We start from the raw sequence: 26,397 nt of genomic DNA, 5'->3' as shown, positions 1-26,397 counted from the left end.
CTTATTCCCCTATTTTATAACCTGTGGCTTGTGCAATACCATCTTGCACAGTTCCATCCGCTAAAAATATCAAACGGATCATTGCACCACGACCTCCATAAAAATCCTTCGGTGCGTCATGTAATTCCATATAACCACCATGATCTTCAATGACTTTTCGCACAATAGCTAATCCCAGCCCCGTCCCTTTTTCTCGCGTTGTTATATAAGGTTCTAATATTTTTTGCCTTTGCTCTTTAGGAAGCCCTTTCCCGTTATCAATAACATCCACAATCAAGAATCCTTCTCGATGATAAGAACATATAAGAATATGACCACTAATGTTTTCCTCTCGCGCTATCGAATCAATAGACTCACTCGCATTTTTGATAACATTGCAAAAAGCTTGCACAATGAGACGATTGTCAAATGCACCCACAAGTGGCACATTTCCTAAATCTTGCTCAAAGTAAATATCATGTCGGGCAACTTCTATCAAGAAACATGCTTCACGGAGTAATTCTCGTATATCTAAAGTACGCATTCGTGGTTTAGGCATACGTGCAAAAGAAGAAAATTCATCCACCATGCGCCCGATGTCCCCAACTTGTCTAATAATTGTATCAATACATCGTTCAAAAACTTCCCGATCTTGTATAATGAACTTGTTGTAACGTTTGCGAATACGTTCAGCAGATAATTGAATGGGTGTAAGGGGGTTTTTAATTTCGTGTGCAATACGACGCGCAATATCCGCCCAAGCTGATGAACGCTGCGCTTCAACAAGATCAGTAATATCATCAATCGTTAAAACCCAGGATTGCCCCTGCCCATCATCCTCTTCCATTGTAATTTGCACATTACAAAAACGCTCTTGCCCAGCAACACTTAAAGTTACTTGCTCTCTATGATTTTTACGGCCTAAAGAACGTGCAAATTTGAAAACTTGCCAAATTTCAGTACTTAACGATAAAAGATTATATCCGATAACCTGTTTAGAAGAAATGCCAAACATAGATTCAATAGATCGATTGATAATTGTAATATCGCCATTATCATCAATTCCAGCGACACCGGCCGTAACACCAGATAAAACTGCTTCAGAAAAACGTCGCCTTTCATCAATTTGATCGCGAACTGCAATCAACTCATTACGCCGACTTTTCAGTTCACTTACCATATAATTAAAAGTTTTTGATAATTGTCCGATATCGCCATCCCGCACACGAACCGGCACAAAAACTTCCATATTCCCGGAAGCAACATCATCGGCCGCACTAATGAGGAGGCGAATAGGACGCACCAAACGATCAGCAACTGCAATACCAGACCAAATAGCCGATAAGAATAAACTAAAAAAGAGGCATAAATAAAGCATACCAAATGCAATTTGAGTTGGTAAACGATTCGCATTTAAATCATTATAATGATCTGTATTGATTTCTGTTAACCTCAAAGCAGATAACACATCTTTGTCAACATCACGTACCAAATACAAGAATGTGTTTGGTATATTTGTAAATTTTAAAATTACACCAAAATAATCATGAATTCCCGGCTGAAAAGAAAAAGGACTCGTATTGGTTGCTCGCTCAATAAGACTGGGGGGTGGAATTGGCAGCTCATTTTCATCACCAAGATCGCTTGATATAAAAACAGTTCCACTCGAACTTAATAGAAATGCACCACGAAGATTGCGCCCTGCAGCGTGACGTGTTAGTTGCACCCGATATTCTGCCAAATTGCGCTCTAAAAGTTTTTTATTATCAAGTGCAAATGCCATAGCATAAGATAAATTTTTTAGGTTTTGAAGCATTTCATCTGCATAAGCATTCGCCAAATTAATCGAAGATCCCACAATTTGTCGTGTTGTTGTATCAAACCACCGATCAAGCCCTACATTGAGGGCAGGACCAGACACGACAGCGACAACAACAGTGGGAACTGTTGCAACAAGAGCAAACAATGAAATAAGACGAACATGCAGGCGTGCCCCAGCACGTTTTGATCGCCATGCACGAATAATGGGGATCATCTCGTAAAAGACAATTATTACAAGACCTAAAACCCAAACACTATTAACCCCGATAAGGATCAGTGTTACAACCCTACTGGGAATAACAGGAGTTAATCCAATAAGGATAATAAATGAAACAGCAGCTGTTAGCAAAGCTAAAGCAATAATTGTAATACCTAACAATGTATACATCTTGCTTAAACTATATTGCTCATCCCTATGAGTATCTTGAGTTATGTCTTGGAAATTCATCGCAGATGTCGCATCCATAATCAGCTTGCATTATTTATATTACTTTATTGTTCCCATATAATCTCTTATGATAAAAATTGACAATACCAATACCTTCATATTTAAGTACAGCTAATGACAAATAGGAATTTTTTTCTATTTTTAGAGTATTCAAAGTAAAGTGCATTTAGTAGTTATAAAGGAGGTCAAATGCGATTAACCAAACAGACTAATTATGCCCTACGGATGTTGATGTACTGTGCGGATAATCAAGATTCTCTGAATCGTATTCCAGAAATTGCTAAAGCATATGCTATTTCTGAACTTTTTTTATTTAAAATTCTTCCTCCCCTTATTGAAGCTGGCTTTATACAGACAGTACGAGGGCGTAACGGAGGTGTGAAGCTGGCAAAACCTGCAACAGAAATTTCAGTAGCAGATGTTGTTAAAGTAACAGAAGATAACTTTTCTATGGCAGAATGTTTTGATACTGCAGAACCTGATTGTCCGTTAGTCAATTTCTGCAATCTAAGTACCACGCTAAAAAAAGCGCTAAATGCTTTTCTTGATGTATTATCGGTTACATCTATTGCAGATTTGCAAAGACCATCTGTTCAAAGTCAATTGAAAACTGAATAACCAGCTAAAATATTATAAAGGAGATTAAATATTTCTATTGCAGCTATAATATTAGCCGCTGGGCGCGGTAAAAGAGCAGGACGTTTACAAAAAATTCCAAAACAATATAGACTTTTAGGAAAAGAACCTATCATTTGTCATACTGTACGATGTTTTTTACAACATCCTGCAATTAAGACAATTGTTCTAGTCATTCATCCAGAGGATTATAAAATTTGCGAACAAGCCATCGCTGATTTTAAAGAGCATCTTATCATCGTTGAGGGAGGTGCATCACGTCAAATGTCTACTTTATGTGGACTTCAAGCATTAAAAAATATAAACCCTACATATGTTCATATTCATGATGGTGTACGCCCTTTTATTGAAAATAAACTTCTTGAAAAAATTCATTCAACCATAAATTTTCAAGAAGGTATCCTTCCCGTTCTTCCAATTTCTGATACCATAAAACGCATAAGTGAAAAGCATCATGTCTTAGAAACAATTCCACGAACTAATCTTTATGGTGTACAAACTCCGCAATGTTTCCCATTTGAGCGTATCTTAACCGCACATGAAAAAGCAAAACAAACCTGCAATAAAGAATTTACTGATGATTCAGCAGTTGCTGAATGGTTTGGTATTCCTATGCGTACTATTCCTGGAGATCCTAATAATATAAAAATTACATGGAACGAAGATTTTGATATTGCATATTCATATCTACAAAGGAAATTACAAATGTCTCCCGATATCCGCATTGGAAATGGCTATGATGTTCATTCTTTCGAGGAAGGAACTTTCATTACATTATGTGGTATAAAAATTCCTTTTCACAAAAAATTAAGTGGGCATTCGGATGCCGACGTTGCTTTCCACGCACTCACAGATGCTCTGCTCGCTACTCAAGGTGCTGGAGATATTGGCACACACTTCCCTCCTTCTGATATTCAATGGAAAAATACATCATCAGAAATTTTTCTGCGTCATGCCATTAATATTATTAAGAAAGCAGGTGGTCGTATTGTCAATGTTGATATCACACTGATAGCTGAAAACCCTAAAATTGTCCCATATCGCCATGCAATGGTAACAAACCTCATGACTATACTCACAGTTTCATCTGATCGAGTGTCCATTAAAGCAACAACAAATGAAAAACTTGGATTCATTGGTCGTGAAGAAGGCATTGCTGCTCTCGCATCTGCTAGCGTTCTTTATCCAGGAGAAATTCTTACATGATGCATTTTTGTGAACAACAAGCACATGCAGTTCTTAAGGCTTGTCGCCAAAAAGGCTTGCTTTTAACAACTGTCGAATCATGTACAGGAGGACTTATCGCTGCAAACCTTACTGGTATTTCAGGATCATCAGATGTACTTGATTGTGGATTTGTTGTGTATTCTAATGAATCTAAAACACGTCTTGTTGGTGTGTGTGCTGAACTTATAAAGATATATGGTGCAGTCTCAAGAGAAGTTGCTATTGCAATGGCTGAGGGTGGATTAAAATATTCACAAGCTCAAATTGCAATTGCTGTAACAGGAATTGCAGGACCGAAAGGAGCATGTCCTGATAAGCCTGTGGGGCTTGTCCATTTTGCCGTCGCTCGCAAAAACTATGAAAGCCTGCACACAGAAATGCGCTTCAAAAATTTTGAACGCAATGCTATTCGCTATGCAACTGTTGAAAATGCTTTAAAAATGATCCTAACATCTCTTCAGTAAATCCCTTTTATCCAATTTTCAAACCTCATTTCAACTCATAATCTTATAATTCAAATTTGCCTTTAATTTATAAAGAAATCACAATTAAATAATTTCTCAGAAATGTTTATTAGTATTACAAACGAATTTATTGGATTGTAAGTTCTTAGCTTTTCAGTTTTATAATCTGCAATAATATTCTAAATGTAGGCAAGCAATATGACCTTTATCATTATACTAGTCTGATTCTATTTCTTCTTCATCTTGCATCATAAAACTCTTAAGAAAACTAATATCAGCACATCTAAAAAATCCAATATCAACTTATCGTTAAGTGTTCTCTCTGAATCATTTTATGATTATATTCTACAATCAAGTAAATAGGAGTTTGCTGTTTTAATTTTTCTTTATCTACAAACCCTATTTTAAGGGCGAATTCTCTTCCCTGTAAAGGTTTCATGAGCAAAAAGCCAAACTCACAAACACCCTTTCCAGGTATTTTAGGGGAGTAAGATTAATGTGTTTTAGCTGAATGTCAAAAGTAGCAACTTTTTTCCTCCAAACTCTAATTTTAAAAGAACAAATAAACTTTTAGGAAGAAGTTTTACATACTGTATAAAAATAAATGACTTTGCAGAATTACAAACAACTAAGATGTATTTAATTTTTAATCACCTTGATTATTAGTTTGATCATCTTTACTTATCAATCATATGATCATTAACAAGCTGCAAATAATCATTTTTTTCTCTTTAATTTTTTATATATTTCGCATACAAAAACAATGAAATAGATAACTGAATTTACAATAATCTCCATATTAAAACACAAAATAATACATAAGCTAAGTGCTCAAGAGATAATGAACTTTTTTACGTTTCTTGGTAAATAAATTAAGAAATATCAGCAATTTATAAAAATCTTTATAGATTTTCATTATTCAACAAAAATACAATTCATAACTTTTATGTGAATAACAACATAAGTAGTGCATAATAAACTAGTACTTTAATACAAGATTACAAAAAGAAATTGTTGTTTTGTCAACTCATCACTGTGTCACATATACAGTAACGACAAATATGCCTAATATTTTGGATAGGAATCAATCTTGGTGTTTTAGCAGGATAAATAGTGAGATATAATTATACAGACTATGGATGCTTTTATTCATATAACAATATTAACCCGAAGACATTACACTATTGGATAACCATAAATTTGATGAGCACGCATTTCAAAAGCGTCAGTAAATTTACGAAAAGCAATATCAAACATTGACCCCATCAATAATCCAAGCATTTTGCTTTTGAATTCATAATCAATAAAAAATTCTACATCACACGCATTTTTATCTTCAGTGTGGTGAAACATCCAACGATTTTCAAGGTATTTGAATGGACCATCAATATATTGAACCTCTATGAGATTTTCCTTGGGCTGAAGAACTACTTGAGTTGTAAAAGTTTCTCGAATAACTTTATATCCAACTGTCATATCAGCGAGAAGCAATGATTTTTCTTCACACTTTTTCCGAAAACGCACCGTTAAAGCTTCACACATCGGTAAAAATTCGGGATAGCGTTCAATATCTGCAACAAGATCAAACATTTCATGGGCGCTATGGGCAATCTGCCGATGTGTTGAGAAAGTCGGCATGGTTATCTCTGTAAAGCAAATTTTTCATCACGCGCTTTTTGCAAAATTTTGAAGTCATCCCCTGCATGATGAGATGAACGCGTCAGAGGATTAGAAGCCATATGCAAAAAGCCCTTTACTTTACCAATTTTGGCGAAAGATTCAAATTCTTCAGGAGACACAAAACGAATAACCGGATGATGCTTGCGTGTAGGCTGCAAATACTGTCCAATTGTCATAAAATCAACATCAGCAGAGCGTAAATCATCCATTAATTGAAGAATTTCATTCCGCTCTTCTCCGAGACCCACCATAATTCCTGATTTTGTAAAGATTGTTGGGTCAAGCTCTTTAACGCGTTGTAATAACCGAATTGAATGAAAATAGCGCGCCCCTGGACGAACCTTCAAATATTTAGATGGAACTGTTTCCAGGTTATGGTTAAAAACATCAGGCTTTGCAGCAACAACAATTTCTAACGCACCATCTTTATGACGAAAATCAGGGGTAAGAACTTCTATTGTTGTCGTAGGTGCCTTTTTACGAATTGCATAAATAACTTTCGCAAAATGCTGCGCTCCCCCATCAGTAAGATCATCGCGATCAACAGACGTAATCACAACATGTTTTAATCTCATCTGCGCAACAGCATCTGCCACACGCTCTGGCTCTTCATCATCAACTGCAAGCGGGATACCTGTTGCAACATTGCAAAAAGCGCAAGCTCTGGTACATATTTCACCCAAAATCATAAAACTGGCATGCCTCTGGCTCCAACATTCACCGATATTTGGGCAACCCGCTTCCTCACATACGGTCACTAGTTTATTGATACGTACAATATTGTGCGTTTCCTTATATACCTGTGACGTTGGCGCTTTTACACGAATCCAATCCGGCTTTTTCTGAATATCTGTATCCGGACGATGCGCCTTTTCAGGGTGACGCAAGCGTCTGTTTGTAACTCTATCAACAACCGTAACCATTTAAGCCTCTGATCCGTATATATGGAACGCCAATGAAATCACAAAATACAAAGCTTTTCATGCAATCCAGCCGTCAAGCATTTAAAACCTGATCATAAGCATCCAATACACTTTCTTTCATCATTTCCGACAATGTTGGATGTGGAAAGACGGTACGCATCAATTCTTCCTCGGTTGTTTCAAGATTCATAGCAATAACAAAACCTTGAATCAATTCTGTCACTTCTGCACCTACCATATGTGCACCAAGAAGCTGCCCTGTTTTTTTATCAAAAATAGTTTTGACTAATCCCTGGTCTTCACCTAAAGCAATAGCCTTACCATTAGCTGAAAAAGAATAACGACCAACACGCACATCATAACCAGCATCTTTTGCTGCTGCCTCTGAAAGTCCTACAGACGCAACTTGCGGTGTGCAGTATGTGCACCCTGGAATTTTTCTTTTATCAAGTGGATGAGCACTCGTCAAACCCGCAAGATGTTCAATACATATCACACCTTCTTCTTCGGCTTTATGAGCTAACATAGGAGGACCTGCCACATCACCAATAGCATAAATACCTTCCACGCCTGTCCAACTCCATTCATCGGTTGCAATACACCCCCGATTAGTTTGTATACCTAATGCTTCTAACCCAAGATTTTCAATATTACCCTGAACCCCAACAGCTGAAATCAATCGATCAGATACGATCGTTTCTGTCTGCCCCTTAACATCAACATATGCAGTGACAGAATCAGAAGATTTTTCAACCTTCATTACTTTTGCTTCAGTCAAAATACGAATACCTTTTTTCTCTAATTGCTTACGAGAAAATTTGGAAATTTCAACATCTTCGACTGGCATAATGTAAGGCATCATCTCAACAACAGTTACCTTGGCTCCCATATCATGATAAAAAGAAGCAAATTCAATGCCGATTGCACCAGAACCCATGACCAAAAGTGATTTTGGCATTACACTTGGGATCATAGCATCAAAATAGGTCCAAATGAGCTTTCCATCTGGTTCAATACCAGGAAGAGAACGAGGGCGTGCACCAGTTGCAACAATTACATGCTTTGCTTGATAAATGCCCTCTCCTAACGTCTCTTTAGGCACTGGATTTTGTGGATGCATGATTGGTTTAGACGATGAAGAAACCATAATTTCTACAGAATGATTACCTGTAGCTCCCTTAGTGATCTTTGCTTCTCCCCAAATAACATCAATTTTGTTTTTCTTCATAAGAAACCCAACACCAGCATTTAAACGCGCGGATATTCCACGTGAACGTGCTACAACATCTTTAATATTAGCCTCAACCGAACCATTCAAGTTTAATCCATAATCTTTCGCATGTTCAGCAAAACTCTTCATTTCCGCCGAACGCAAAAGCGCTTTGGTTGGAATACAACCCCAATTCAAACAAATTCCACCCAAATGTTCGCGCTCAACAATTGCAGTCTTAAAACCACACTGCGCTGCACGAATTGCAGAGACATATCCGCCAGGCCCAGAGCCAATTACAATTACATCATAAAGATTTACCACAGTGATTCCTCCATAGACACACGCAAAACGGATATGCATTCTTTGACTTTAAATCGATATAGCAAAACTCTTTCACACTCCTTCGACATCCAGCACACTTAAAATAAAAGAGCAGAAACACCACCATCTAAACTCTTTAAACTCGCTTTTATCATATTAACATATCACTATTACACATAATTACGTGAAGCATTTTAAAACAGCTCAAACCAACATTGCTAATGGATTTTCAATCATCTTTTTAAATGTCTGAGCTAATTCAGCCGCCAATGCACCATCAACAACACGATGATCAACAGAAATTGTTACCGACATGACAGTACCTACTGTTAATGCACCATCCTTAACAACCGCACGTTTTTCACCAGCACCAATCGCAAAAATTGTTGCATGTGGTGGATTAAGAATAGCAGAAAAATTTTTAACGCCGTACATCCCCATATTTGATACAGCCGTTGTTCCCCCCTGATATTCCTCCATTTTTAATTTACGTTCACGTGCACGACTTATAAGACACTTCATTTCATTGGAAATAACTGATAAAGACTTTTCTTCTGCATGAAAAATAATTGGTGTAATTAATCCATCTGGAATAGAAACAGCAACCCCAATATCACAGTGTTTATGATGAAGCACCCCTTCTTCAAGCCAGGATACATTAGCGTCAGGCACAGCTGTTAACGAAAGAGCTACAGCCTTAATAACCATATCATTAACCGAAATCTTATAAGCAGGTTTAAATCCTTCCTGAGTCTTAACTGTTGGAACAGCAGCATTCAATTGCGCACGCAATTCTAATAATGCATTAAGCTCACAATCTACAGTGACATAAAAATGCGGAATTTTTTGCTTTGATTCAACCAGACGTTTAGCAATCGTTTTACGCATATTATTATGAGGCACAAGCGTATATTCATTCTCTTTGAAAAGCTTTAATATATATCCATCAGAGGTATCTGCAGCTGTTGATTTTTCAACTTTTTGTGAATAAGTTCCTCCTAAAATACCGTTGTTCATAGCTTTTTCTACATCACGCTTTATAATACGTCCATGTGGACCACTACCAGAAATAAGGGATAAATTAAGACCCGCCTGAGCCGCTAATCGCCGCGCTAAAGGAGAAGCAAAAAAGCGTGTATCTTTTTTATCTTTCTGTACTAATTCCTTATTTTGTGATAAATTGGTTTCCTGTGCCAATTTTGAATCCGCGTGTTTCATGTTTTCTGATTCTTTAATTTTTGAGGATGCAGAATCTTTTTTTACAACTTCCGCAGCTTTAGCTAAATCTTCTCCCTCTTCTGCTAAAATAGCTATTAAAGAATTGACTTTAACCCCCTGTGTTCCCGCAGGAACAATAATTTTAGCAACCGTTCCCTCATCAACAGCTTCAACTTCCATTGTTGCCTTATCTGTTTCAATTTCAGCAAGAACATCCCCTGGAGAAACTTTGTCTCCTTCCTTTATGTTCCATTTCGACAAACTACCTTCTTCCATAGTAGGAGAAAGCGCAGGCATTGTAATCTTAATAGGCATTGTGCTTTCCTCCGTTACGCTTTATAGGTCACAGCCTTAACAGCTTCAATAATCTCAGAAACACTAGGCAAAGCCAATTTCTCAAGATTAGCAGCATAAGGCATTGGAACATCTTTACTAGCGATTGTAGCGACTGGCGCATCAAGATAATCAAAAGCCTGCTGCATGACTCGCGTCGCTATTTCAGTCCCAACAGATGACTGAGGATACCCCTCTTCAACTGTCACCAAACGCCCTGTTTTTTTGACTGAAGAAAGAATTGTCGGAATATCCATTGGACGAATAGTTCGTAAATCAATCAACTCAACATCAATACCAAGCTTTTCCATTTCTGGTAACGCTTGAACCGCATAATGCATCCCAATTCCACATGCAACAATTGTAGCATCTTGACCAGCTTTATGAATACGCGCCTTACCGATAGGTAAAACAAAATCATCTATTTGAGGAACATCAAACTGATGGCCATACAAAATCTCGTTTTCAAGGAAAATAACAGGATTATCATCACGAATAGCAGCCTTTAACAAACCTTTTGCGTCTGCAGCGTTATACGGCATCACCACTTTCAGCCCTGGTATATGACCATACCACGCAGCGTAGCACTGAGAGTGCTGAGCAGCAACGCGTGCAGCCGCACCGTTAGGACCACGAAAAACCATAGGAGCAGACATTTGTCCACCAGACATATAACGAGTCTTTGCTGCAGAGTTTATAATTTGATCCATTGCTTGCATAGCAAAATTAAATGTCATAAACTCAACAATGGGACGCAACCCTCCAAATGCAGCACCAACAGCTAATCCTGCAAAACCGTGTTCTGTTATCGGTGTGTCAATAACGCGCCGTGCACCGAATTTTTCCAACAAGCCTTGGCTAACTTTATATGCACCTTGATATTCAGCGACTTCTTCCCCCAATAGAAAGACCATTTCATCACGTTGCATCTCTTCAGCCATAGCCTGATTGAGAGCTTCACGCACTGTCATTGTAACCATTTTAGTTCCCACCGGAATATCAAAATCATGAACAACATCACCAGCAATAGAAGGCTCCGACATTGAAGAAGAAATAGAGGAAGATATCTTGTCTTCGCGCTTGTGATGAAAATCAAAAGTATCAGAAGGCTGCACAATATTTTCAAGACTTTCATCTTCCTCCAATAACACCGCAATAACACTATTAACCTTCACTTTTTCAGAACCTTCAGGCACAATAATCTTACCAAGAATACCTTCATCAACAGCTTCTACTTCCATCATCGCCTTATCAGTCTCTATTTCAGCAATTACGTCACCAGAGCTAACTTTATCGCCTTCTTTTTTAATCCATTTAGATAATGTACCTTCTTCCATCGTTGGCGAAAGCGCCGGCATCAAAATATTAATAGACATACTTGCTCCCCTCGCATCAAACTAAAATATCGGTATAAAGTTCAGAAACATCTGGCTCTTGATCACTTTGTGCAAAGTCTGCTGCATCAGAAACAATCGCACGCACCTCCTTGTCAATAGATTTTAAATCATCTTCGCTAACCCAACCTTCTCCAAGAATCCGATTCTTCACCTGATCTATCGGATCATGTGCCTCTTTCATTGTCTGAACTTCTTCCTTTGATCGATATTTTGCCGGATCAGACATGGAATGTCCTCGATAACGATAAGTCTGCATATCAAGAATAATTGGCCCTTTACCTGAACGTGTCCAAGAAACTGCTTCATCAGCAGCTCCTTTTACCGCTCGCACATCCATTCCATCAACGACAATACCTGGAATTTCAAAGGAAAGACCACGACGAGAAAAATCTGTCTCTGCAGATGCACGCACGACTGATGTGCCCATAGCATATTGGTTATTTTCGATAATATAAATACAAGGAAGCTTCCAAAGCGAAGCCATGTTAAAACTTTCGTAAACTTGCCCCTGATTTGCAGCACCATCACCAAAATAGACTAATGTCACATTATCCTTACCGAGATACTGATTTGAAAATGCTAAACCTGAGCCAATTGGAACCTGAGCGCCAACGATACCATGCCCACCATAAAATTGTTTCTCTTTAGAGAACATATGCATTGAGCCTCCCTTTCCTTTAGAAAAGCCTCCTCGACGCCCTGTTAACTCTGCCATTACCCCACGTGGGCTCATACCAACCGCTAACATATGACCATGATCACGGTAGGATGTGATAACCTGATCACCTTCTTTTATTGCGTTCAATGTCCCAACGACAACAGCTTCCTGCCCGATATAGAGATGACAAAACCCACCAATAAGACCCATGCCATAAAGTTGTCCCGCCTTTTCTTCAAAACGACGAATCAAGAGCATTTTGCGGTAAGCATCAATTTCCTCTTCTTTAGTCAAATTAGCTGCTTGTGCTATTCTTGTTGTATTTGATAATGCGGAATGCGCTATCGATGCAGAATTTTTTTTAAGCTTTTCTGCCATATTAAACTCCCTTTTATGATTAGCCAGGAATAACCTTTACGAACAAAAGTTACAAGCACTATCAATCATCTCTCATGATATCATAAGAAATTATTAAAAAAACGGCCTTTTATTAGTTTTAAATATCGTCAAAAGAATTTAAAATTGTCAATTCGTTTGGCTTAGAAAAATTTAAATTCCTCCGAACATACTCATCCAGCATATCCTTTTCAATATACCCATCACGCAAAAGAGAGATGCGCTTTTCAATAAACGCCCGCTCAACTTCTATACTATGAAGCTCCTCTTTCAACTCGGCAATATGCTGATTAACTTTACTGAGAGAATAAAGTCCGTATTCACCATGATAAACATGATAACTAAAATAACTCAAAACCCCCACCGTCATAAGCGGCAATACAAAGCGAATTTTAGTTGATCTGCGTTTCTGCTTTGTCCACATAAAATAGCACACTGTCTTTTTCTAATATTTTTTAAACAATGCATATTTTCTATTAATACTTTATTACCAGAATACATTCCCTCATTGACCAACCCTTATTTAATACGCTTCTTTAAACTTAGATTAATTTACCAGTCTGTAATTCCATTCCCATTTTTATCTGAAAATTTTCCAGCAACAATAAGTATAAAATCAATAATCGCCCAAACCCCAGTAATAATTAACCCGAAAATTGTTAAAGATAAAAGTAGCATTACAATACCAGTTTTAATTTTACCAACCATAAAACGGTGAACTCCAAATATACCAGCAAACCAACAAATAAGAGCAAGCATTACTCTCGATGGCCCTGAGCTTTGTTTCAATATTGGAAAAACTGAACTAACAACACCGTCTTCATATATGAAATCAACACTATCACCAATTTGAGGTGTTTTTTTTCCTAACCAATCCCAAGTCGCAAATTGATAGCGTTTACCATCATCACCTGAAACAAGATAAATCCCTTCATCTTTACTAATAATCACGCCCTTCATGTCCACCGCCTAAAAAACCATTATAGAATATCACAAAAGCCACAGCCTAATGTCCAATTTAAAAAGCTTATTATTTTACTTAATACCCCACCATAATCACTAATTCAAAATCGTTACAGATAAAAAATTAATATTATTCTTATATCCATCAAAAACGAAAGTTACCAGCATAAAACGCTTGAGGCCCTAACATTTCTTCAATGCGAATAAGCTGATTATATTTCGATAATCTATCCGAACGCGCAAGTGAACCAGTTTTTATTTGTCCGCAATTTGTCGCAACAGAAAGATCAGCAATGAAAGAATCCTCCGTTTCACCTGAACGGTGAGATATAATAGCACGATAACCAGCTTTATGCGCAACTTCTACAGCATCAAGTGTTTCACTCAATGTACCTATCTGGTTAACTTTAATAAGAATAGAATTCGCAACCCCCATTTTTATACCATCACACAAACGAGCTGAATTTGTTACGAACAAATCATCACCAACAAGCTGACACTTTTTATGAATTGAATCGGTAAGTAATTTCCAACCTTCCCAATCATCCTCAGCCATCCCATCTTCAATCGTAATAATTGGATAAGTTTGAACAAGCGAAGACAAATAATCTACTTGCTCTTGAGTATTACGAGACTTTCCTTCGCCTTTATAAACATATAAACCGTTTTTATAAAATTCGGTTGACGCACAATCTAGACCAATAGCAATTTGTTCACCCGGCTTATACCCACATGCTATTATAGATTCTATAATAAAATCAATGGCTTGCTCAGCATTTTTAAATTGAGGTGCAAAACCACCCTCATCACCAACATTGGTATTATAACCCGCATCTTTTAAACGTTTTTTCAATGTATGAAAAACTTCCGAACCATACCGAACTGCCTCCTTAAACGTAGGAGCTCCGACAGGGATGATCATAAATTCTTGAAAATCAATTGAATTATCGGCGTGCGCACCACCATTAATGATATTCATCATTGGCGTTGGAAGAATATGCGCTTGTATACCACCAATATAGCGATATAAGGGCAAATGCACTGATTCAGCTGAAGCTTTTGCAACAGCCAACGAGACGCCAAGAATAGCATTAGCACCAAGACGCTCTTTATTTGGTGTTCCATCTAAGGCTATCATTGCTTTATCAATCGCCAATTGATTTCTTGCATCTCGCCCATTAAGTTCTTCAAAAATTTCCCCATTTACCGCCGCAACCGCTTTTTCAACCCCTTTACCGTGATAGCGCATACCACCGTCACGGAGTTCGACAGCTTCATACCGTCCGGTTGAAGCCCCTGAAGGAACAATAGCACGACCAAAAGCTCCATTCTCCAAATGAACATCAACCTCTACTGTTGGATTACCTCGGCTATCGATTACTTCACGCCCAATAATATCGACGATCACAGTCATATGATTTTCCTTATTTAATAAAAAGCTTTAACTCCATCATGATGAAACACCCTCTGCCATTGTATTATCCATTTGCTTTTTTGACACAGAATCAAACTCTATTAAAGTCTCAAGCAATCTCAGTAAATTATCAATTTTGACCATATTAGGCCCATCAGAAGGTGCATTATCTGGATCTTGATGCGTTTCTAAAAAAATACCAGCAACCCCAACAGCACAAGCAGCACGCGCTAAAACCTCAACAAATTGGCGTTGTCCACCAGATGAATCTCCTTTCCCCCCCGGTTCCTGAACAGAGTGCGTTGCATCAAAAATAACAGGAGCTCCTAATGAACGCAGGATAGGCAACGAACGCATATCAGAAATAAGCCGATTGTAACCAAATGAGGTACCACGCTCACAAAGCATAACGTTAAGATTACCACTTCGAGTAACCTTCTTCAAAACATTTTCCATATCCCATGGAGCCAAAAATTGACCTTTTTTAATATTAACAACACACCCTGTTTTAGCAGCAGCAACCAAAAGATCTGTTTGACGACATAAAAAAGCAGGTATTTGCAAAATATCCACCGTTGAAGCAACAACTGTGCATTGCTCTTCTGTATGCACATCAGTTAATATCGGACAACCAAATTCCTTCTTCAAATCAGAAAAAATAGCCATTGCCTTTTCAATACCAACACCGCGAGCCGCACTAAGAGACGTTCTATTGGCTTTATCATAACTAGATTTGTAAACAAACCCAATACCTACTTGATCTGCAATCTCCTTAATCCGACCAGCCATTTCAAAAGTATGATCCCGACTTTCTATCTGACATGGGCCTGCAATCAATGAAAGAGGCGCTTCATTCGCAAAAACAGTATTCCCAACTTTTACAATACTATTTGGTTTAAACATTATGCCCCTCAAAAAAATAACCCAATTAATAAACTAAACTAACCTACTCTGCTCTATAGTAGCTTTAATAAAAGAAGAAAAAAGCGGATGTGGATCAAATGGACGTGATTTTAACTCTGGATGATATTGTACACCAATAAACCATGGATGATTTTCATATTCTATCGTTTCTGGCAAAATACCATCTGGAGATAGACCTGAAAAAATCAAGCCACATTTTTCCAATGCGTCTTTATAATCAATATTTACCTCATAACGATGACGATGCCGTTCACAAATTTTTGTCCTTCCATAAATCTTAGCAATATGACTGCCCTCTTTTAACTCAGCAGCAAAAGAACCAAGACGCATTGTTCCACCGAGGTCTTCATATTTTGTACGTTTTTCAAGAACATCTCCCTTGACCCACTCTGTCATTAAACCTACAATTGGATATTTTACCTCACAAAATTCACTTGATGAAGCATTTGCTATATATGCCACATTACGTGCAACCTCTATACAAGCTAACTGCATTCCAAAACAAATACCAAAAAACGGAACTTTACGTTCCCGTGCAAATTGTATTGCCTGAATTTTACCTTCTGCACCACGCGCCCCAAAAGCACCAGGAACTAAAATCCCATGAACTTTTCGTAAATAAAGTGTAGGATCTTCCTTTTCCAAATGCTCCGCATCAATCCATTCAATACTAACTTTCACTTTATTGGCTAACCCACCATGCGCAATCGCTTCAATAAGTGATTTATACGCGTCTTTTAAACCCGTATATTTTCCAACAACTGCGATCACCACTTCTCCTTCAGGATGATGAATTCGATGTGCAATATCTTTCCAACGATCCATTTTAGGCTTTGGCGCTGGATCGATACCAAATGCAGCAAGAACTTCTGAATCTAAACCCTCCTTATGATACGCCATAGGAACATCATAAATTGTGGGCATATCCAATGCTTGAATCACTGCGCTTGGACGAACATTACAAAAAAGTGATAATTTGTCTCGCTCTGTTTTTGGTATAGGTCGATCCACACGCACCAACAAAATATCGGGAGCAATACCAATTGACTGCAGCTCTTTTACTGAATGCTGTGTCGGCTTAGTTTTTAATTCACCAGCTGAAGAAATATAAGGCATCAATGTAAGATGTATATAAACAACACTTTTTATTGGTAACTCATTTTGAAGCTGACGAATCGCTTCAAGGAAAGGCATTGCTTCAATATCACCAACCGTTCCACCTATTTCACATAAAACAAAATCAAACTCTTCATTTCCTGTAGTAATGAATTGCTTAATCTCATCCGTAACATGAGGAATAACCTGAACGGTTTTCCCCAAATAATCACCACGTCGTTCTCGTTCAATGATATTACGATAAATACGCCCTGTTGTAATATTATCTTGGCTGTTTGCTGAACAGCCCGTAAAGCGCTCGTAATGACCCAGGTCCAAATCCGTTTCAGCACCATCATCGGTTACGAACACCTCGCCATGTTGATAAGGAGACATCGTACCTGGATCAACATTTAAATAAGGATCAAGCTTGCGGAGTCGTACACGATACCCACGAGCCTGCAATAATGCAGCTAACGCTGCTGCTGTAATGCCTTTCCCAAGAGAGGAAACTACACCACCGGTAATAAAAACATAATGTGCCATGGGCTTATGGTGATAAGCAGTTTGTAATAATTTTTCCAGCAAAAAATATAAAAAAAAAAGAAAATCTTCGCAAAAATAAAAAAGGTGACAAATCACCTTTTTAAAAATTTTATCTTTTAAAAGATAAAAAACTATTCTGTATTACCATCAGAAATCGGACTTTCAGTCGTTGGAGAAACAGGATTTTCAGCAGTAGGAGCTGCAAGATTATTTTGTTTTTGAGTAGAAACCGTGCTACCCTTTTGCTCAATAATAGAAGGCTGAGCTCCATTTCCCAATGATGGCTTTGTATTATTATCAGAAACTGGACTTTCAAGAAGTGAAGGAACAGGGTTTTCAATAACAGGAATCGCAGACTTGCTTTGCTCTTGCTCAGGATCCGTACCGCCTAGCTGTTCAAGAATAGAAGGTTGAACCCCATCATCCAATGATGGTATACTCTTTGAAGTTCCTTTACTTTGCTCTGAATTGATACGTTTGAGAATATCAGAGTCGGAGTTCGATAAATTCCCAACGACTATAAGCCCAATGGATATCGCAAAAAAACAAAAGGCTAGAATAGCTGTTAAACGCGTCAATGCATTTTTAGTACCACGAGTTCTCATAAGTCCTGAACCACTACTAACACCAAGTCCACCTCCCTCTGAGGGCTGGATCAAGACAACACCAACTAAAGCAATAACAACCAAAAAATGAATAACGATGAGTACTGTTTGCATAAACTCTGCTCTTTTAAAATAATTTTTATGGCTATTTACACATAAATTACGTAGAATCCAAGGAGAAACCAATATTCTTCAATATAATTTACGATAAATATTACAAATAGTTAAAAAATCAGTTGCTTTTAAGCTTGCTGCTCCTATTAAAGCACCATTAACATTAGTGGTACTCAAAATCTCAAATGCATTAGAAACCTTAACTGACCCGCCATAAAGTAAGCGGATATTGCGTCCATCATTACCAAAGCGAGAGCACACCTTTTGACGAATAAAATTATGTACTTCTGAAATATCCGACGAAGTCGCTGCATTTCCTGTACCTATAGCCCATACAGGTTCATAAGCAATAATGATGTTCTGTGCCGTAGAACCATCCGGTAAGGATTCTTCAAGCTGCTGAGCAAGAACATCTAATACTTTATTATTTCTACGGTCCTCCAATGTTTCACCAATACAAATAAGCGCTATAAGATCTGCTCGCCATGCCGCTTGCACTTTAGCACAAACAATTTCATTACTTTCATGATAAATTATGCGACGCTCTGAGTGCCCAACAATGACGTGACTTGCTCCTGCCTCTTTAAGCATAAAAGAAGAAATATCACCAGTATAAGGACCACTATCATCAAAGTGACAATTTTGTCCACCTAAAAGAAGGTTTTCTTTTCCCAGTATCTCAAAAGCACGTGATAAAAGCGTTGCTGGAACACAAACAAGTCCATCTAATAAACAACTTAAATCAGCACTAATGCCAGCAGCAATGGCACGTAACTCCCGTAAAGATTCAACGGATCCATTCATTTTCCAATTTCCAGCAATCAAAGGCTTAATATTTGCATACATACTTTTATCCCCAAAGGCATTACAATACGTTTCTACCTTTAGATATCAAATAAAAAACGAAAGCAAGCCTTTAAGGCTTGCATCTTATGCATCTTTCTTGCATCTTATGCATCTTTATTGTAAAGAACAGGATTGAACGATGCTTGACGTCATAAGAAATGCTACAAATTCTTGGATTGCTAGATTTTTTCTTGCAGTTTTGCTCTTATGCTTCGTCCTTTTATGGGGTATACCGCAATTACACACACAGAGTGGAAGAGATCTTGTAACTTCTGGAAAGTCTAAGATAACCGTCGATGATTATTACCTTGCACTCAATGATCAAAGCTCACGCTTAGCGCTTTCTTCTCATATTGGACGCATGTTTACACCAAATGAAATACAGAAATACAAAATACCTGCTGTGGTTTTTAATCAGATACAACAGAATGTATTGTTTGATGAACAAGCACGAAAAATGAAAATTAATCTTTCAAAAAATGCTATAGCTCATAGCATTAGTTCTGAGAATATGTTCCAAATAAATGGAATCTTTAATCAAGATTTGTTTCTTAATTATCTGCAACAATTACGTATCAGCGAAAATGGTTTTCTTGATTATTACACTAAAGATAAAAAACGTAACCAGCTTATTTCAGCTTCATTATCTGGTATGAAAGCTCCGGACACCTTTTATAAAGCATTTTCTCTTTATCATGAAGAAACTCGTGCAGCAGATTATCTCGTGATAGATATAAAAGGGAAAGAAATAACTGCTGATCCCAATCAAACAATATTAAAAAAATGGTTTGAAGCCCATAAGAGTAATTTCAGCACCCCAGAATATCGTACTGTCTCTTTACTATCTATGAAACTGTCTGAACTTTTAAAGCCAGAAGATATTTCAATGGATGAGGTTAAAGCTTATTATACAAAAAATTCTTCACGCTTTATTATCCCTGAAAAACGTACAATAGAGGAATTACGCTTCCCTACACGTGAGGCTGCCGATAAAGCTGCAAAAAAAATTGCTGACGGATTAAGTTTTGATGACTTAATTAAAGCTGAAAACAAAACTCTAAACGAAATTAAAAAAGGCCCTTTAGCAGAAAATGAACTTCCTAATCACTTAGCATCTGAGGTTTTTGAACTTAAGGAGGGACAAATCAGTGCCGTAATCAATGACTTACAGGGACCAGTAATTATTCGAGTTACGCATATTGTACCTTCAAGTCTCACGCCCTTTGAAAAGGTAAAGAATGATATTCGTCAAACACTTGCTCAAAAACGTGCGGCAGATGATATACGTAATAATTATACAAAAATTGAAAATGCTCGTTTTGAAGGATATTCATTTAGAGAAATTGCTGACCAATATAAACTGTCTCTGCAAACAATTACTATTGATAAAACAGGAAAGACAATTGAAGGTACAGTACTTACAAATTTACCCCAAAAAGATACTTTATTAAGCTCTATCTATCAAACAAATGAAGGAACAGCTCTTGATCCGCTCCCTGTTCAAGAAGGTGGATATCTTTGGTATAAGGTAGATAAAATTATCCCATCTCGTTACAAAACCTTCCAAGAAGCTGAGCAAGATGTCCTTTCTCAGTGGAAAAGTGAAGAAATCCAACGACTTCTTGATGAAAAAGCTGAAGCTTCCTTTAAAAAGCTCTCTGAGGGAAAAAGTCTTGCTTCTCTTGCTCACGAACTTAGTTTAACTAAACAAACAACTCAAGCTCTTCGACGTCAAGATTCATTTGAAATTTTTGGTACTGAAGGAGTTAAAGCATTATTTTCTGGACCCAAAGGTCACTACGGTATAATCAAAAGTCCAGATGCAACAAGACGCATTATTTATCAAGTAAAGACAGTAACCAGACCTCAAGATATAACTGCCCTCGCTCTTTCTCATGACATTCGAAACAATTTAGATTTACTGATAAGAGAAGATATTAGGTTAGAGATGTTAAAATTTGCTAATAAAGAATATCCTTTAAAAATTAATAACTCTAATTATGATAAAATCTTCAATGCATTTCAGTAAAAGCTGAAAGGGTATCTGCTTAATTGAGTTGTGATGAGTGTTTCCTTGCTACAAAAGTCGTAATAAAAAATTATTTCTGTCGATGGAAAAGATAACTAATATTTATGTTATCTATATAAATATTAGATGTTTTGCAAATTCTTTTAAAATCGTGCATAAAATTTTGAAAGTAATTTCTCAATATTGCTTTGTAACAAGGACACTATCACCGATAATTCACGATAATACTTCCCCCCGTCTATAAAATTTTATTATAAATCAGAATAGAAATATCTTTCTTATTGAATAATAATTACGACGAATATATTCAAAAATATTGGATAAATGTAATATTACTCTTAATCCATAATAGAAAAAATAAATGAATACGTAAATATTTTTGGAATTATAACATTCCTTCCACCTTAATGTAAAAATATATCCATATTTTATTAGTTTCTCTATTTCTAAAGATACTCTCTTTTTTCCTTATAACATTTTGGAAAGTTCTTGGTCATCGCTGCTTTTGTTATCAACCAATAGCGATAAAGCAATGGTAAAGTTGCGTTTTCCTGAAAAACTTTTTCCCCTAACTCTATTGCTTTTTCAAGTGATGCCGGCATAATTACCAATGGAAGGAATGCTGTTCTCACTGTTTTAGGTAAAGCAATAGAATGATTATAAAACTTGATATAATGATCACGCGATAACGCCACCATAGCTTCAATGATGCAACGTTTTTTCTCTCTGTTAACACGATTAAACTCTAACTCTTCTCTATCCACTCCTAATGCTTTTAACATATCAATAGGAAAATAGTACTGATATCGTGGGCGCATAAATGACACAAGGCGTAACACACCACTTAATCCCTGAGCAATTCCACCATGTTTACATGCATCTGTAAAATTTTGTGCCGCATTAGAATCTAAGATTTGACAAGAAAGTTGCAAAATTATACTAGCCGTTTTAACAAAATAGGATTTGAGATCATCAATGGTTGCTATCGGGTTGTGATAAATATCTAAAATCTGAGCGTCACAATAATGTAAAAGAGCTGTCTTAGGTAAATTGAAAGAGGTAATTGCTGTAAATAAATCATTTAATATCGGATTACTCGTACTATTATGCATTTCGCCATTAGCAATAGCATCATACCACCATCGCAATCTGAGCTCTCCAATAAACGGATCATGAACACTTTCACGAACACGGGTAATCTCTGCGTTAAAAGCATAAAGGGCAGCTAATGCTCTACGTTTTTCTTTGGGCGCAAATAAAACTGATATATAGCGATCGCGATCTGTAGCACGTAAAACATTTAAACAATAAGGAAGAGAATGAATCATGCTACAGCAAATAATAAAGCAGCAACTGCACGATCCTCAGCTAACAAAACATTAAATGTACGCACCGCTGCTCCCGTGCTCATTGTATCTGATGAAATATGCTTTTCTCGTAAAAGTATTCGTAATTTTTCAGGTAACTGCAATAGTTCAACTCCTGTACCTATTAAAAAAACTTCAATCTCATCTGCTTCTTCTAAAACGCGAAATATATCCTCTTTAGAGGGAATAGGACTTTCCATATTAATACCGTAAATCCCTGATGGTAAACAAATAATAGAACCTTTATGAGACATATCAGCAAAACGAAAACCACCGTTTCCATAAGCATCAATGGGCGCACGTCCTGGGAAATGAGCCTCACGGATTTGAATCGCATGAAACATAATGAAGTGTCCTTTATTTTTAAAAACCAATTGCGTTTTGCTTATCTTCCCCTGAAAATCAAAAAAGGGTCAACAAAAACAATTAATTAATATATTGATATTAACCAATATAGCAACATTTATACAAAACCTTTCACGTAAAAGATCATGCCCTAATAATAGAAAAAGCAATGTATAAAAAACTTCAGACAATATAATGAAATTCTATAACAAAACATGATAAAATATCACGTTCTTCCAAAAATATATAATTCTACTAAAAAGGATAATTTACCCAATACTACACTCACAAAAAAAAGAATGACCGTTACCGTAAAGAGTAACATTTTAGTGTCAAAAACTGCTCAAGGATCTTAAAATAAAGAAACTCTACAGAAATAAACAACAAGTTATAACACTATTATAAATTATATAACACCACTCACCTGAAAAAATGGCTTTTATATACAAAAGCCACCACATATCCATAATCAACACTTATAATAAACATATCTTGTTATATAAACAAACTCGCCTTACAAACTAGCACATTTGCAAAACATCCAATAAACTTCTCTATAATACTTGAAGATTTATCTTTCTTGAGCGCAGTTTTTGCTCTTCAGATTCACCCGCATCTCCCTTCACTTTAATTGTAAATTTTTGAGATTATTTTATTTTAGCATTAGATTTTAATTTTTTTTCCGAAACTGGTTTCCCTTTAACACGGACATCAGCCAATGTAGAACGGATAACACGAATATGTATACCCTCTCCAATATCAACCTCTAATTCACCACTTTCGTCATAAACTTTCGTAACCTTACCAACAATACCCCCACCCGTTACAATCGTATCACCACGACGCACAGCATTGAGCATTTCCTGTCTCTTTTTCATTTGCACACGTTGTGGACGAATAATAAAAAAATACATAATTACAAAAATTAAAATAAAAGGAACAAATGTAACAAGTGATCCCCCGTTGGAAACACCGCCTGCAACTTGAGCATAAGCGTTGGTAATAAACATTTTTATCTCCTATAGGTTTAAATTTGAGGTATTTCCCACTCTACTAAAATACACTTTTGACTCAAAAGAAAAAAGCTTTGCTTAGAAGTATCATAACATAACAATAACTACATAACGTAGTCACAACCTTATAAAAGCAATAAATCCTTAGAAGACAAAAGGCAACGGGCAAAAATTTCTAAAGAACAGATTTATTTTTCTTTTTCTATATAAATAATGATACAAAACTATTCCACATTATTTATACCTTAGTCAAAACACTGTTCTCATAAAATTGATCAAACTTCTATATCAAACAATATAAACTGAATTATATTGTTTGTTTTTATTATAATATGCATGAAAATTGTATACCCTTTTGATAAAGCTATTATTGAGTTATTTTTCTAAATATTCTATAGGATCAACAGGTCTGGAATTTTTACGTACCTCAAAATAAACACGCGGAGTTTTGACAACCCCTGAAATCCCAGACTTAGCAATTTCATCCCCACGCCGTATTCTTTGCCCCCTATCAACAACAAGCCTACTGTTATGTCCATAAATAGTAACAACATCGTTTTCATGTCGAATCATAACAACATTACCGAGCTCTTTTAAACCATCACTCGCATAAATAACAACACCATTTTCTGCCGCCTTTACAGATGAGCCTTCAGGTACAGCAATATCTACTCCCCGATTAGTTGCTGTTCCCTTTTTTTGGCCAAATCTGCTTAATAAGCGCCCTCGTACTGGCCAACGCATTTTTGAAATTCCTGTAGCCTGCGGAGTAAGTACATTATTATCTGCATTAGTCATTCTGCTGGATGAATGAACTTCATGATTTACTGTCCCTCTAGAAGAACTTTTTTCAATATTTAACTTATTAATTTTTGCAGAAGGTACAACTGTTTCAGGAACTTTATATACAGATGAATCCTTTCTATGTTTCATAGAAAACGCAGCCTGAGATGGAAATGGAGACTCTGTTGTCGATGCAAAAAAACTATTATTTTGAGTATTTCCTACATTTTTATCTGGAACGATAAGTACTTGACCAACATGAATGAAGCTGCCTCTGATGCCATTCGCTAATTTTATCGCATCAACACTAACGCCTATTTGTCGTGCAATACTTACTAATGTATCCCCACTCTGTACAATATAAGAGCCTTGTCGAACAACAGAAGAATCCCTCATCTGGGAACGAGATAGCGTTCCAAGATTGCGGGGCGGATCTCCCATAACTCGCCCATCAGGAGAAGATATCCTATCTTGTCTTGAAGAATCATATGGAACATTATTATACTGTTGATTGTGCCTCAACTCGACAGGAGGCAACTCAGCAGTTTGTATCACATCGTTATATGATAGCGTTTGCATATTAGAAGGTGTAATCGAAGAGTTTGATTGAGCAGAAATTTGGCTGTTAGAAAATATATTAGAGAAACGCTGCGTACCGGAACTACATCCTACAAGAACGAACATTAAAGTCCCTAAAATTATTCCCAGAAAGTTATATTTGAAAATATTACCCAAAACTTTTAAGTACATAGTTTTGCTCACTTACCAACACTCAATTCACTTCATTAAAGCTTGTTAGTATTACCTAAGAGTTAAAATTCTACTCGTAAATATCATTCCAATAAAATTAATATTACCCACCCGATAAAAAGGATAAAACATTTTGTTCAATGCCTTAACCTAAAAATCAAAGCACTTTTGCAATGCCTTTAATGAAGGGTTGATAACGTACTTGAAACAATTTTGAATATTGAAGTTCGCTGCCAATTTTTACATAACGTGTAATCACTTGTACTCCTTCATCCGGTCCTATAGCCTGAATCAGAATCCCATTTTCACTTAAAAGTTCCAAAGCTTTTTTCGGCTCATCAGAGCGCGACGGCCAAATAAGAATGCGATCAAATAATCCAAAACCTGAAATAGTCTGGCTTCCATCAATTTGATCTACAACAATATTTTCAATCCCCAAGGTTTGAAATTTTCTACGCGCCAAATCAACAAGTGTTTTATAACGATCAACTGTTATCACACGATCACTCAAACACGCCATAATAGCAGTACAAAAACCAGATCCTGTACCAATCTCTAAGACACGATGCTGTTTTTTTAATGATAATGCGGAAAGAATCATAAGCTGTTCTTCTAAACGCTCAATATATTCACCACACTCAATTGGAATAACTTTGTTATCATAAGCACTATTAAGCCAAGCAGAAGGAACAAATTGTTGACGCGGAATTTTTTCAAACGCTGCAAAAAAACGAATATCGTCGACTCCCCTACTGCGCATTTTCAGCACAAGACCCGCCAACTCCTCACGAAATTGTAAAATACTCTTCTGCTCCATAATATTATTCGAAGTTAAATGAAATCACTATCCCGTTATACAGACTCACACGATTTTTTAAAAATAGCAAAA

General features: G+C 36.8%; 22 protein-coding genes and 1 pseudogene. 4 read left to right on the top strand and 19 right to left on the bottom strand.

Annotated features, from left to right (window positions below; all coding sequences use genetic code 11):
• Position 1: 1 nt before the first annotated feature.
• Positions 2-2,266 (bottom strand): sensor histidine kinase NtrY-like, encoded by a 2,265-nt coding sequence (locus tag V5N68_RS05325; RefSeq protein ID WP_332066148.1) that lies wholly within the window; start codon positions 2,264-2,266, stop codon positions 2-4.
• A 171-nt stretch (positions 2,267-2,437) separates the two neighbouring features.
• On the opposite strand from V5N68_RS05325, the gene rirA reads away from it, so the two are divergent.
• The 3 genes from rirA to V5N68_RS05310 are packed head-to-tail and all read left to right on the top strand — an operon-like array spanning position 2,438 to position 4,575.
• On the top strand, positions 2,438-2,866 hold the full coding sequence (rirA, locus tag V5N68_RS05320) for an iron-responsive transcriptional regulator RirA (protein WP_332066147.1): 429 nt from the start codon (positions 2,438-2,440) through the stop codon (positions 2,864-2,866).
• Between the two features lie 30 nt (positions 2,867-2,896).
• Positions 2,897-4,090: a bifunctional 2-C-methyl-D-erythritol 4-phosphate cytidylyltransferase/2-C-methyl-D-erythritol 2,4-cyclodiphosphate synthase gene (locus tag V5N68_RS05315; RefSeq protein ID WP_332066163.1), complete on the top strand. Its 1,194-nt coding sequence runs from the start codon at positions 2,897-2,899 to the stop codon at positions 4,088-4,090.
• Positions 4,087-4,575, top strand: coding sequence for a CinA family protein (locus V5N68_RS05310; RefSeq protein WP_332066146.1), 489 nt, complete (start codon positions 4,087-4,089; stop codon positions 4,573-4,575). The genes V5N68_RS05315 and V5N68_RS05310 overlap by 4 nt, the downstream gene beginning before the upstream one ends.
• Positions 4,576-5,751: 1,176 nt before the next feature.
• Here the strand turns inward: V5N68_RS05310 and V5N68_RS05305 are convergent.
• From V5N68_RS05305 to tpiA, 13 genes and pseudogenes are all read right to left on the bottom strand, one after another.
• Positions 5,752-6,213 carry a type II toxin-antitoxin system RatA family toxin gene (locus V5N68_RS05305; protein WP_332066145.1) on the bottom strand — a complete coding sequence of 154 codons (462 nt, stop codon included), beginning with the start codon at positions 6,211-6,213 and terminating at the stop codon, positions 5,752-5,754.
• 2 nt (positions 6,214-6,215) lie between these two features.
• Positions 6,216-7,178: a lipoyl synthase gene (lipA, locus tag V5N68_RS05300; protein ID WP_332066144.1), complete on the bottom strand. Its 963-nt coding sequence runs from the start codon at positions 7,176-7,178 to the stop codon at positions 6,216-6,218.
• A 73-nt stretch (positions 7,179-7,251) separates the two neighbouring features.
• A complete protein-coding gene (gene lpdA / locus V5N68_RS05295; protein WP_332066143.1) occupies positions 7,252-8,712 on the bottom strand; it encodes a dihydrolipoyl dehydrogenase in 1,461 nt (486 codons plus the stop codon).
• A 204-nt stretch (positions 8,713-8,916) separates the two neighbouring features.
• Positions 8,917-10,245, bottom strand: coding sequence for a pyruvate dehydrogenase complex dihydrolipoamide acetyltransferase (locus V5N68_RS05290; RefSeq protein WP_332066142.1), 1,329 nt, complete (start codon positions 10,243-10,245; stop codon positions 8,917-8,919).
• Between the two features lie 14 nt (positions 10,246-10,259).
• Positions 10,260-11,639: a pyruvate dehydrogenase complex E1 component subunit beta gene (locus tag V5N68_RS05285; protein WP_332066141.1), complete on the bottom strand. Its 1,380-nt coding sequence runs from the start codon at positions 11,637-11,639 to the stop codon at positions 10,260-10,262.
• 16 nt (positions 11,640-11,655) lie between these two features.
• Positions 11,656-12,696, bottom strand: a complete 1,041-nt coding sequence (gene pdhA, locus V5N68_RS05280; RefSeq protein ID WP_332066140.1) for a pyruvate dehydrogenase (acetyl-transferring) E1 component subunit alpha — start codon at positions 12,694-12,696, stop codon at positions 11,656-11,658.
• A gap of 118 nt (positions 12,697-12,814) precedes the next feature.
• The gene (locus V5N68_RS05275; protein WP_332066139.1) at positions 12,815-13,138 is read right to left on the bottom strand and encodes an FtsB family cell division protein; all 324 of its coding nucleotides are present in this window, start codon (positions 13,136-13,138) and stop codon (positions 12,815-12,817) included.
• A gap of 128 nt (positions 13,139-13,266) precedes the next feature.
• Entirely contained in the window at positions 13,267-13,674 is a 408-nt protein-coding gene (locus tag V5N68_RS05270; protein WP_332066138.1) for a TM2 domain-containing protein, read from the bottom strand.
• Between the two features lie 148 nt (positions 13,675-13,822).
• Positions 13,823-15,091 carry a phosphopyruvate hydratase gene (gene eno, locus V5N68_RS05265; protein ID WP_332066137.1) on the bottom strand — a complete coding sequence of 423 codons (1,269 nt, stop codon included), beginning with the start codon at positions 15,089-15,091 and terminating at the stop codon, positions 13,823-13,825.
• A gap of 36 nt (positions 15,092-15,127) precedes the next feature.
• Positions 15,128-15,994: a 3-deoxy-8-phosphooctulonate synthase gene (kdsA, locus tag V5N68_RS05260; protein ID WP_332066136.1), complete on the bottom strand. Its 867-nt coding sequence runs from the start codon at positions 15,992-15,994 to the stop codon at positions 15,128-15,130.
• A 33-nt stretch (positions 15,995-16,027) separates the two neighbouring features.
• On the bottom strand, positions 16,028-17,656 hold the full coding sequence (gene pyrG, locus V5N68_RS05255) for a CTP synthase (RefSeq protein WP_332066135.1): 1,629 nt from the start codon (positions 17,654-17,656) through the stop codon (positions 16,028-16,030).
• A gap of 284 nt (positions 17,657-17,940) precedes the next feature.
• A pseudogene (secG, locus tag V5N68_RS05250) lies at positions 17,941-18,375 on the bottom strand (preprotein translocase subunit SecG); the annotation flags it as partial.
• A 78-nt stretch (positions 18,376-18,453) separates the two neighbouring features.
• Complete coding sequence (gene tpiA, locus V5N68_RS05245; protein ID WP_332066133.1) at positions 18,454-19,221, bottom strand: triose-phosphate isomerase; 768 nt, start codon at positions 19,219-19,221, stop codon at positions 18,454-18,456.
• A 139-nt stretch (positions 19,222-19,360) separates the two neighbouring features.
• Between tpiA and V5N68_RS05240 the strand changes: the two genes are divergently transcribed.
• Positions 19,361-21,250 carry a peptidylprolyl isomerase gene (locus V5N68_RS05240; protein WP_332066132.1) on the top strand — a complete coding sequence of 630 codons (1,890 nt, stop codon included), beginning with the start codon at positions 19,361-19,363 and terminating at the stop codon, positions 21,248-21,250.
• Positions 21,251-21,696: 446 nt separating this feature from the next.
• On the opposite strand, the gene V5N68_RS05235 is transcribed toward V5N68_RS05240, so the two are convergent.
• The 5 genes from V5N68_RS05235 to V5N68_RS05215 all read right to left on the bottom strand — a co-directional run bounded on the left by V5N68_RS05235 (position 21,697) and on the right by V5N68_RS05215 (position 26,325).
• The gene (locus tag V5N68_RS05235) at positions 21,697-22,578 is read right to left on the bottom strand and encodes a phytoene/squalene synthase family protein (protein ID WP_332066131.1); all 882 of its coding nucleotides are present in this window, start codon (positions 22,576-22,578) and stop codon (positions 21,697-21,699) included.
• Complete coding sequence (locus tag V5N68_RS05230; protein ID WP_332066130.1) at positions 22,575-22,961, bottom strand: Mth938-like domain-containing protein; 387 nt, start codon at positions 22,959-22,961, stop codon at positions 22,575-22,577. The genes V5N68_RS05235 and V5N68_RS05230 overlap by 4 nt, the downstream gene beginning before the upstream one ends.
• Before the next feature lie 648 nt (positions 22,962-23,609).
• Complete coding sequence (gene yajC, locus V5N68_RS05225; protein ID WP_332066129.1) at positions 23,610-23,972, bottom strand: preprotein translocase subunit YajC; 363 nt, start codon at positions 23,970-23,972, stop codon at positions 23,610-23,612.
• A 378-nt stretch (positions 23,973-24,350) separates the two neighbouring features.
• Positions 24,351-25,508 carry a peptidoglycan DD-metalloendopeptidase family protein gene (locus V5N68_RS05220; protein WP_332066128.1) on the bottom strand — a complete coding sequence of 386 codons (1,158 nt, stop codon included), beginning with the start codon at positions 25,506-25,508 and terminating at the stop codon, positions 24,351-24,353.
• A gap of 157 nt (positions 25,509-25,665) precedes the next feature.
• Entirely contained in the window at positions 25,666-26,325 is a 660-nt protein-coding gene (locus V5N68_RS05215; protein WP_332066127.1) for a protein-L-isoaspartate(D-aspartate) O-methyltransferase, read from the bottom strand.
• Positions 26,326-26,397: the final 72 nt, after the last annotated feature.

The organism is Bartonella eidoli (genome assembly GCF_036576145.1).
Lineage (GTDB): Bacteria > Pseudomonadota > Alphaproteobacteria > Rhizobiales > Rhizobiaceae > Bartonella.
The sequence above is the reverse complement of the archived record's forward strand: the minus strand, read 5'-3'. Positions and strand labels throughout refer to the sequence as shown.

Excerpts from the sequence above, each read along its gene's own strand:
- V5N68_RS05215 (WP_332066127.1), bottom strand. The coding sequence starts at position 26,325 with ATGGAGCAGAAGAGTATTTTACAATTTCGTGAGGAGTTGGCGGGTCTT.
- eno (WP_332066137.1), bottom strand. The coding sequence starts at position 15,091 with ATGACTGTGATCGTCGATATTATTGGGCGTGAAGTAATCGATAGCCGA.
- pyrG (WP_332066135.1), bottom strand. The coding sequence starts at position 17,656 with ATGGCACATTATGTTTTTATTACCGGTGGTGTAGTTTCCTCTCTTGGG.
- kdsA (WP_332066136.1), bottom strand. The coding sequence starts at position 15,994 with ATGTTTAAACCAAATAGTATTGTAAAAGTTGGGAATACTGTTTTTGCG.
- rirA (WP_332066147.1), top strand. The coding sequence starts at position 2,438 with ATGCGATTAACCAAACAGACTAATTATGCCCTACGGATGTTGATGTAC.
- V5N68_RS05305 (WP_332066145.1), bottom strand. The coding sequence starts at position 6,213 with ATGCCGACTTTCTCAACACATCGGCAGATTGCCCATAGCGCCCATGAA.
- V5N68_RS05230 (WP_332066130.1), bottom strand. The coding sequence starts at position 22,961 with ATGTTTCATGCGATTCAAATCCGTGAGGCTCATTTCCCAGGACGTGCG.
- V5N68_RS05285 (WP_332066141.1), bottom strand. The coding sequence starts at position 11,639 with ATGTCTATTAATATTTTGATGCCGGCGCTTTCGCCAACGATGGAAGAA.
- V5N68_RS05275 (WP_332066139.1), bottom strand. The coding sequence starts at position 13,138 with ATGTGGACAAAGCAGAAACGCAGATCAACTAAAATTCGCTTTGTATTG.
- pdhA (WP_332066140.1), bottom strand. The coding sequence starts at position 12,696 with ATGGCAGAAAAGCTTAAAAAAAATTCTGCATCGATAGCGCATTCCGCA.
- tpiA (WP_332066133.1), bottom strand. The coding sequence starts at position 19,221 with ATGTATGCAAATATTAAGCCTTTGATTGCTGGAAATTGGAAAATGAAT.
- V5N68_RS05240 (WP_332066132.1), top strand. The coding sequence starts at position 19,361 with ATGCTTGACGTCATAAGAAATGCTACAAATTCTTGGATTGCTAGATTT.
- V5N68_RS05325 (WP_332066148.1), bottom strand. The coding sequence starts at position 2,266 with ATGGATGCGACATCTGCGATGAATTTCCAAGACATAACTCAAGATACT.
- yajC (WP_332066129.1), bottom strand. The coding sequence starts at position 23,972 with ATGTTTATTACCAACGCTTATGCTCAAGTTGCAGGCGGTGTTTCCAAC.
- V5N68_RS05290 (WP_332066142.1), bottom strand. The coding sequence starts at position 10,245 with ATGCCTATTAAGATTACAATGCCTGCGCTTTCTCCTACTATGGAAGAA.
- V5N68_RS05235 (WP_332066131.1), bottom strand. The coding sequence starts at position 22,578 with ATGATTCATTCTCTTCCTTATTGTTTAAATGTTTTACGTGCTACAGAT.
- V5N68_RS05310 (WP_332066146.1), top strand. The coding sequence starts at position 4,087 with ATGATGCATTTTTGTGAACAACAAGCACATGCAGTTCTTAAGGCTTGT.
- V5N68_RS05270 (WP_332066138.1), bottom strand. The coding sequence starts at position 13,674 with ATGAAGGGCGTGATTATTAGTAAAGATGAAGGGATTTATCTTGTTTCA.
- V5N68_RS05220 (WP_332066128.1), bottom strand. The coding sequence starts at position 25,508 with ATGTACTTAAAAGTTTTGGGTAATATTTTCAAATATAACTTTCTGGGA.
- lipA (WP_332066144.1), bottom strand. The coding sequence starts at position 7,178 with ATGGTTACGGTTGTTGATAGAGTTACAAACAGACGCTTGCGTCACCCT.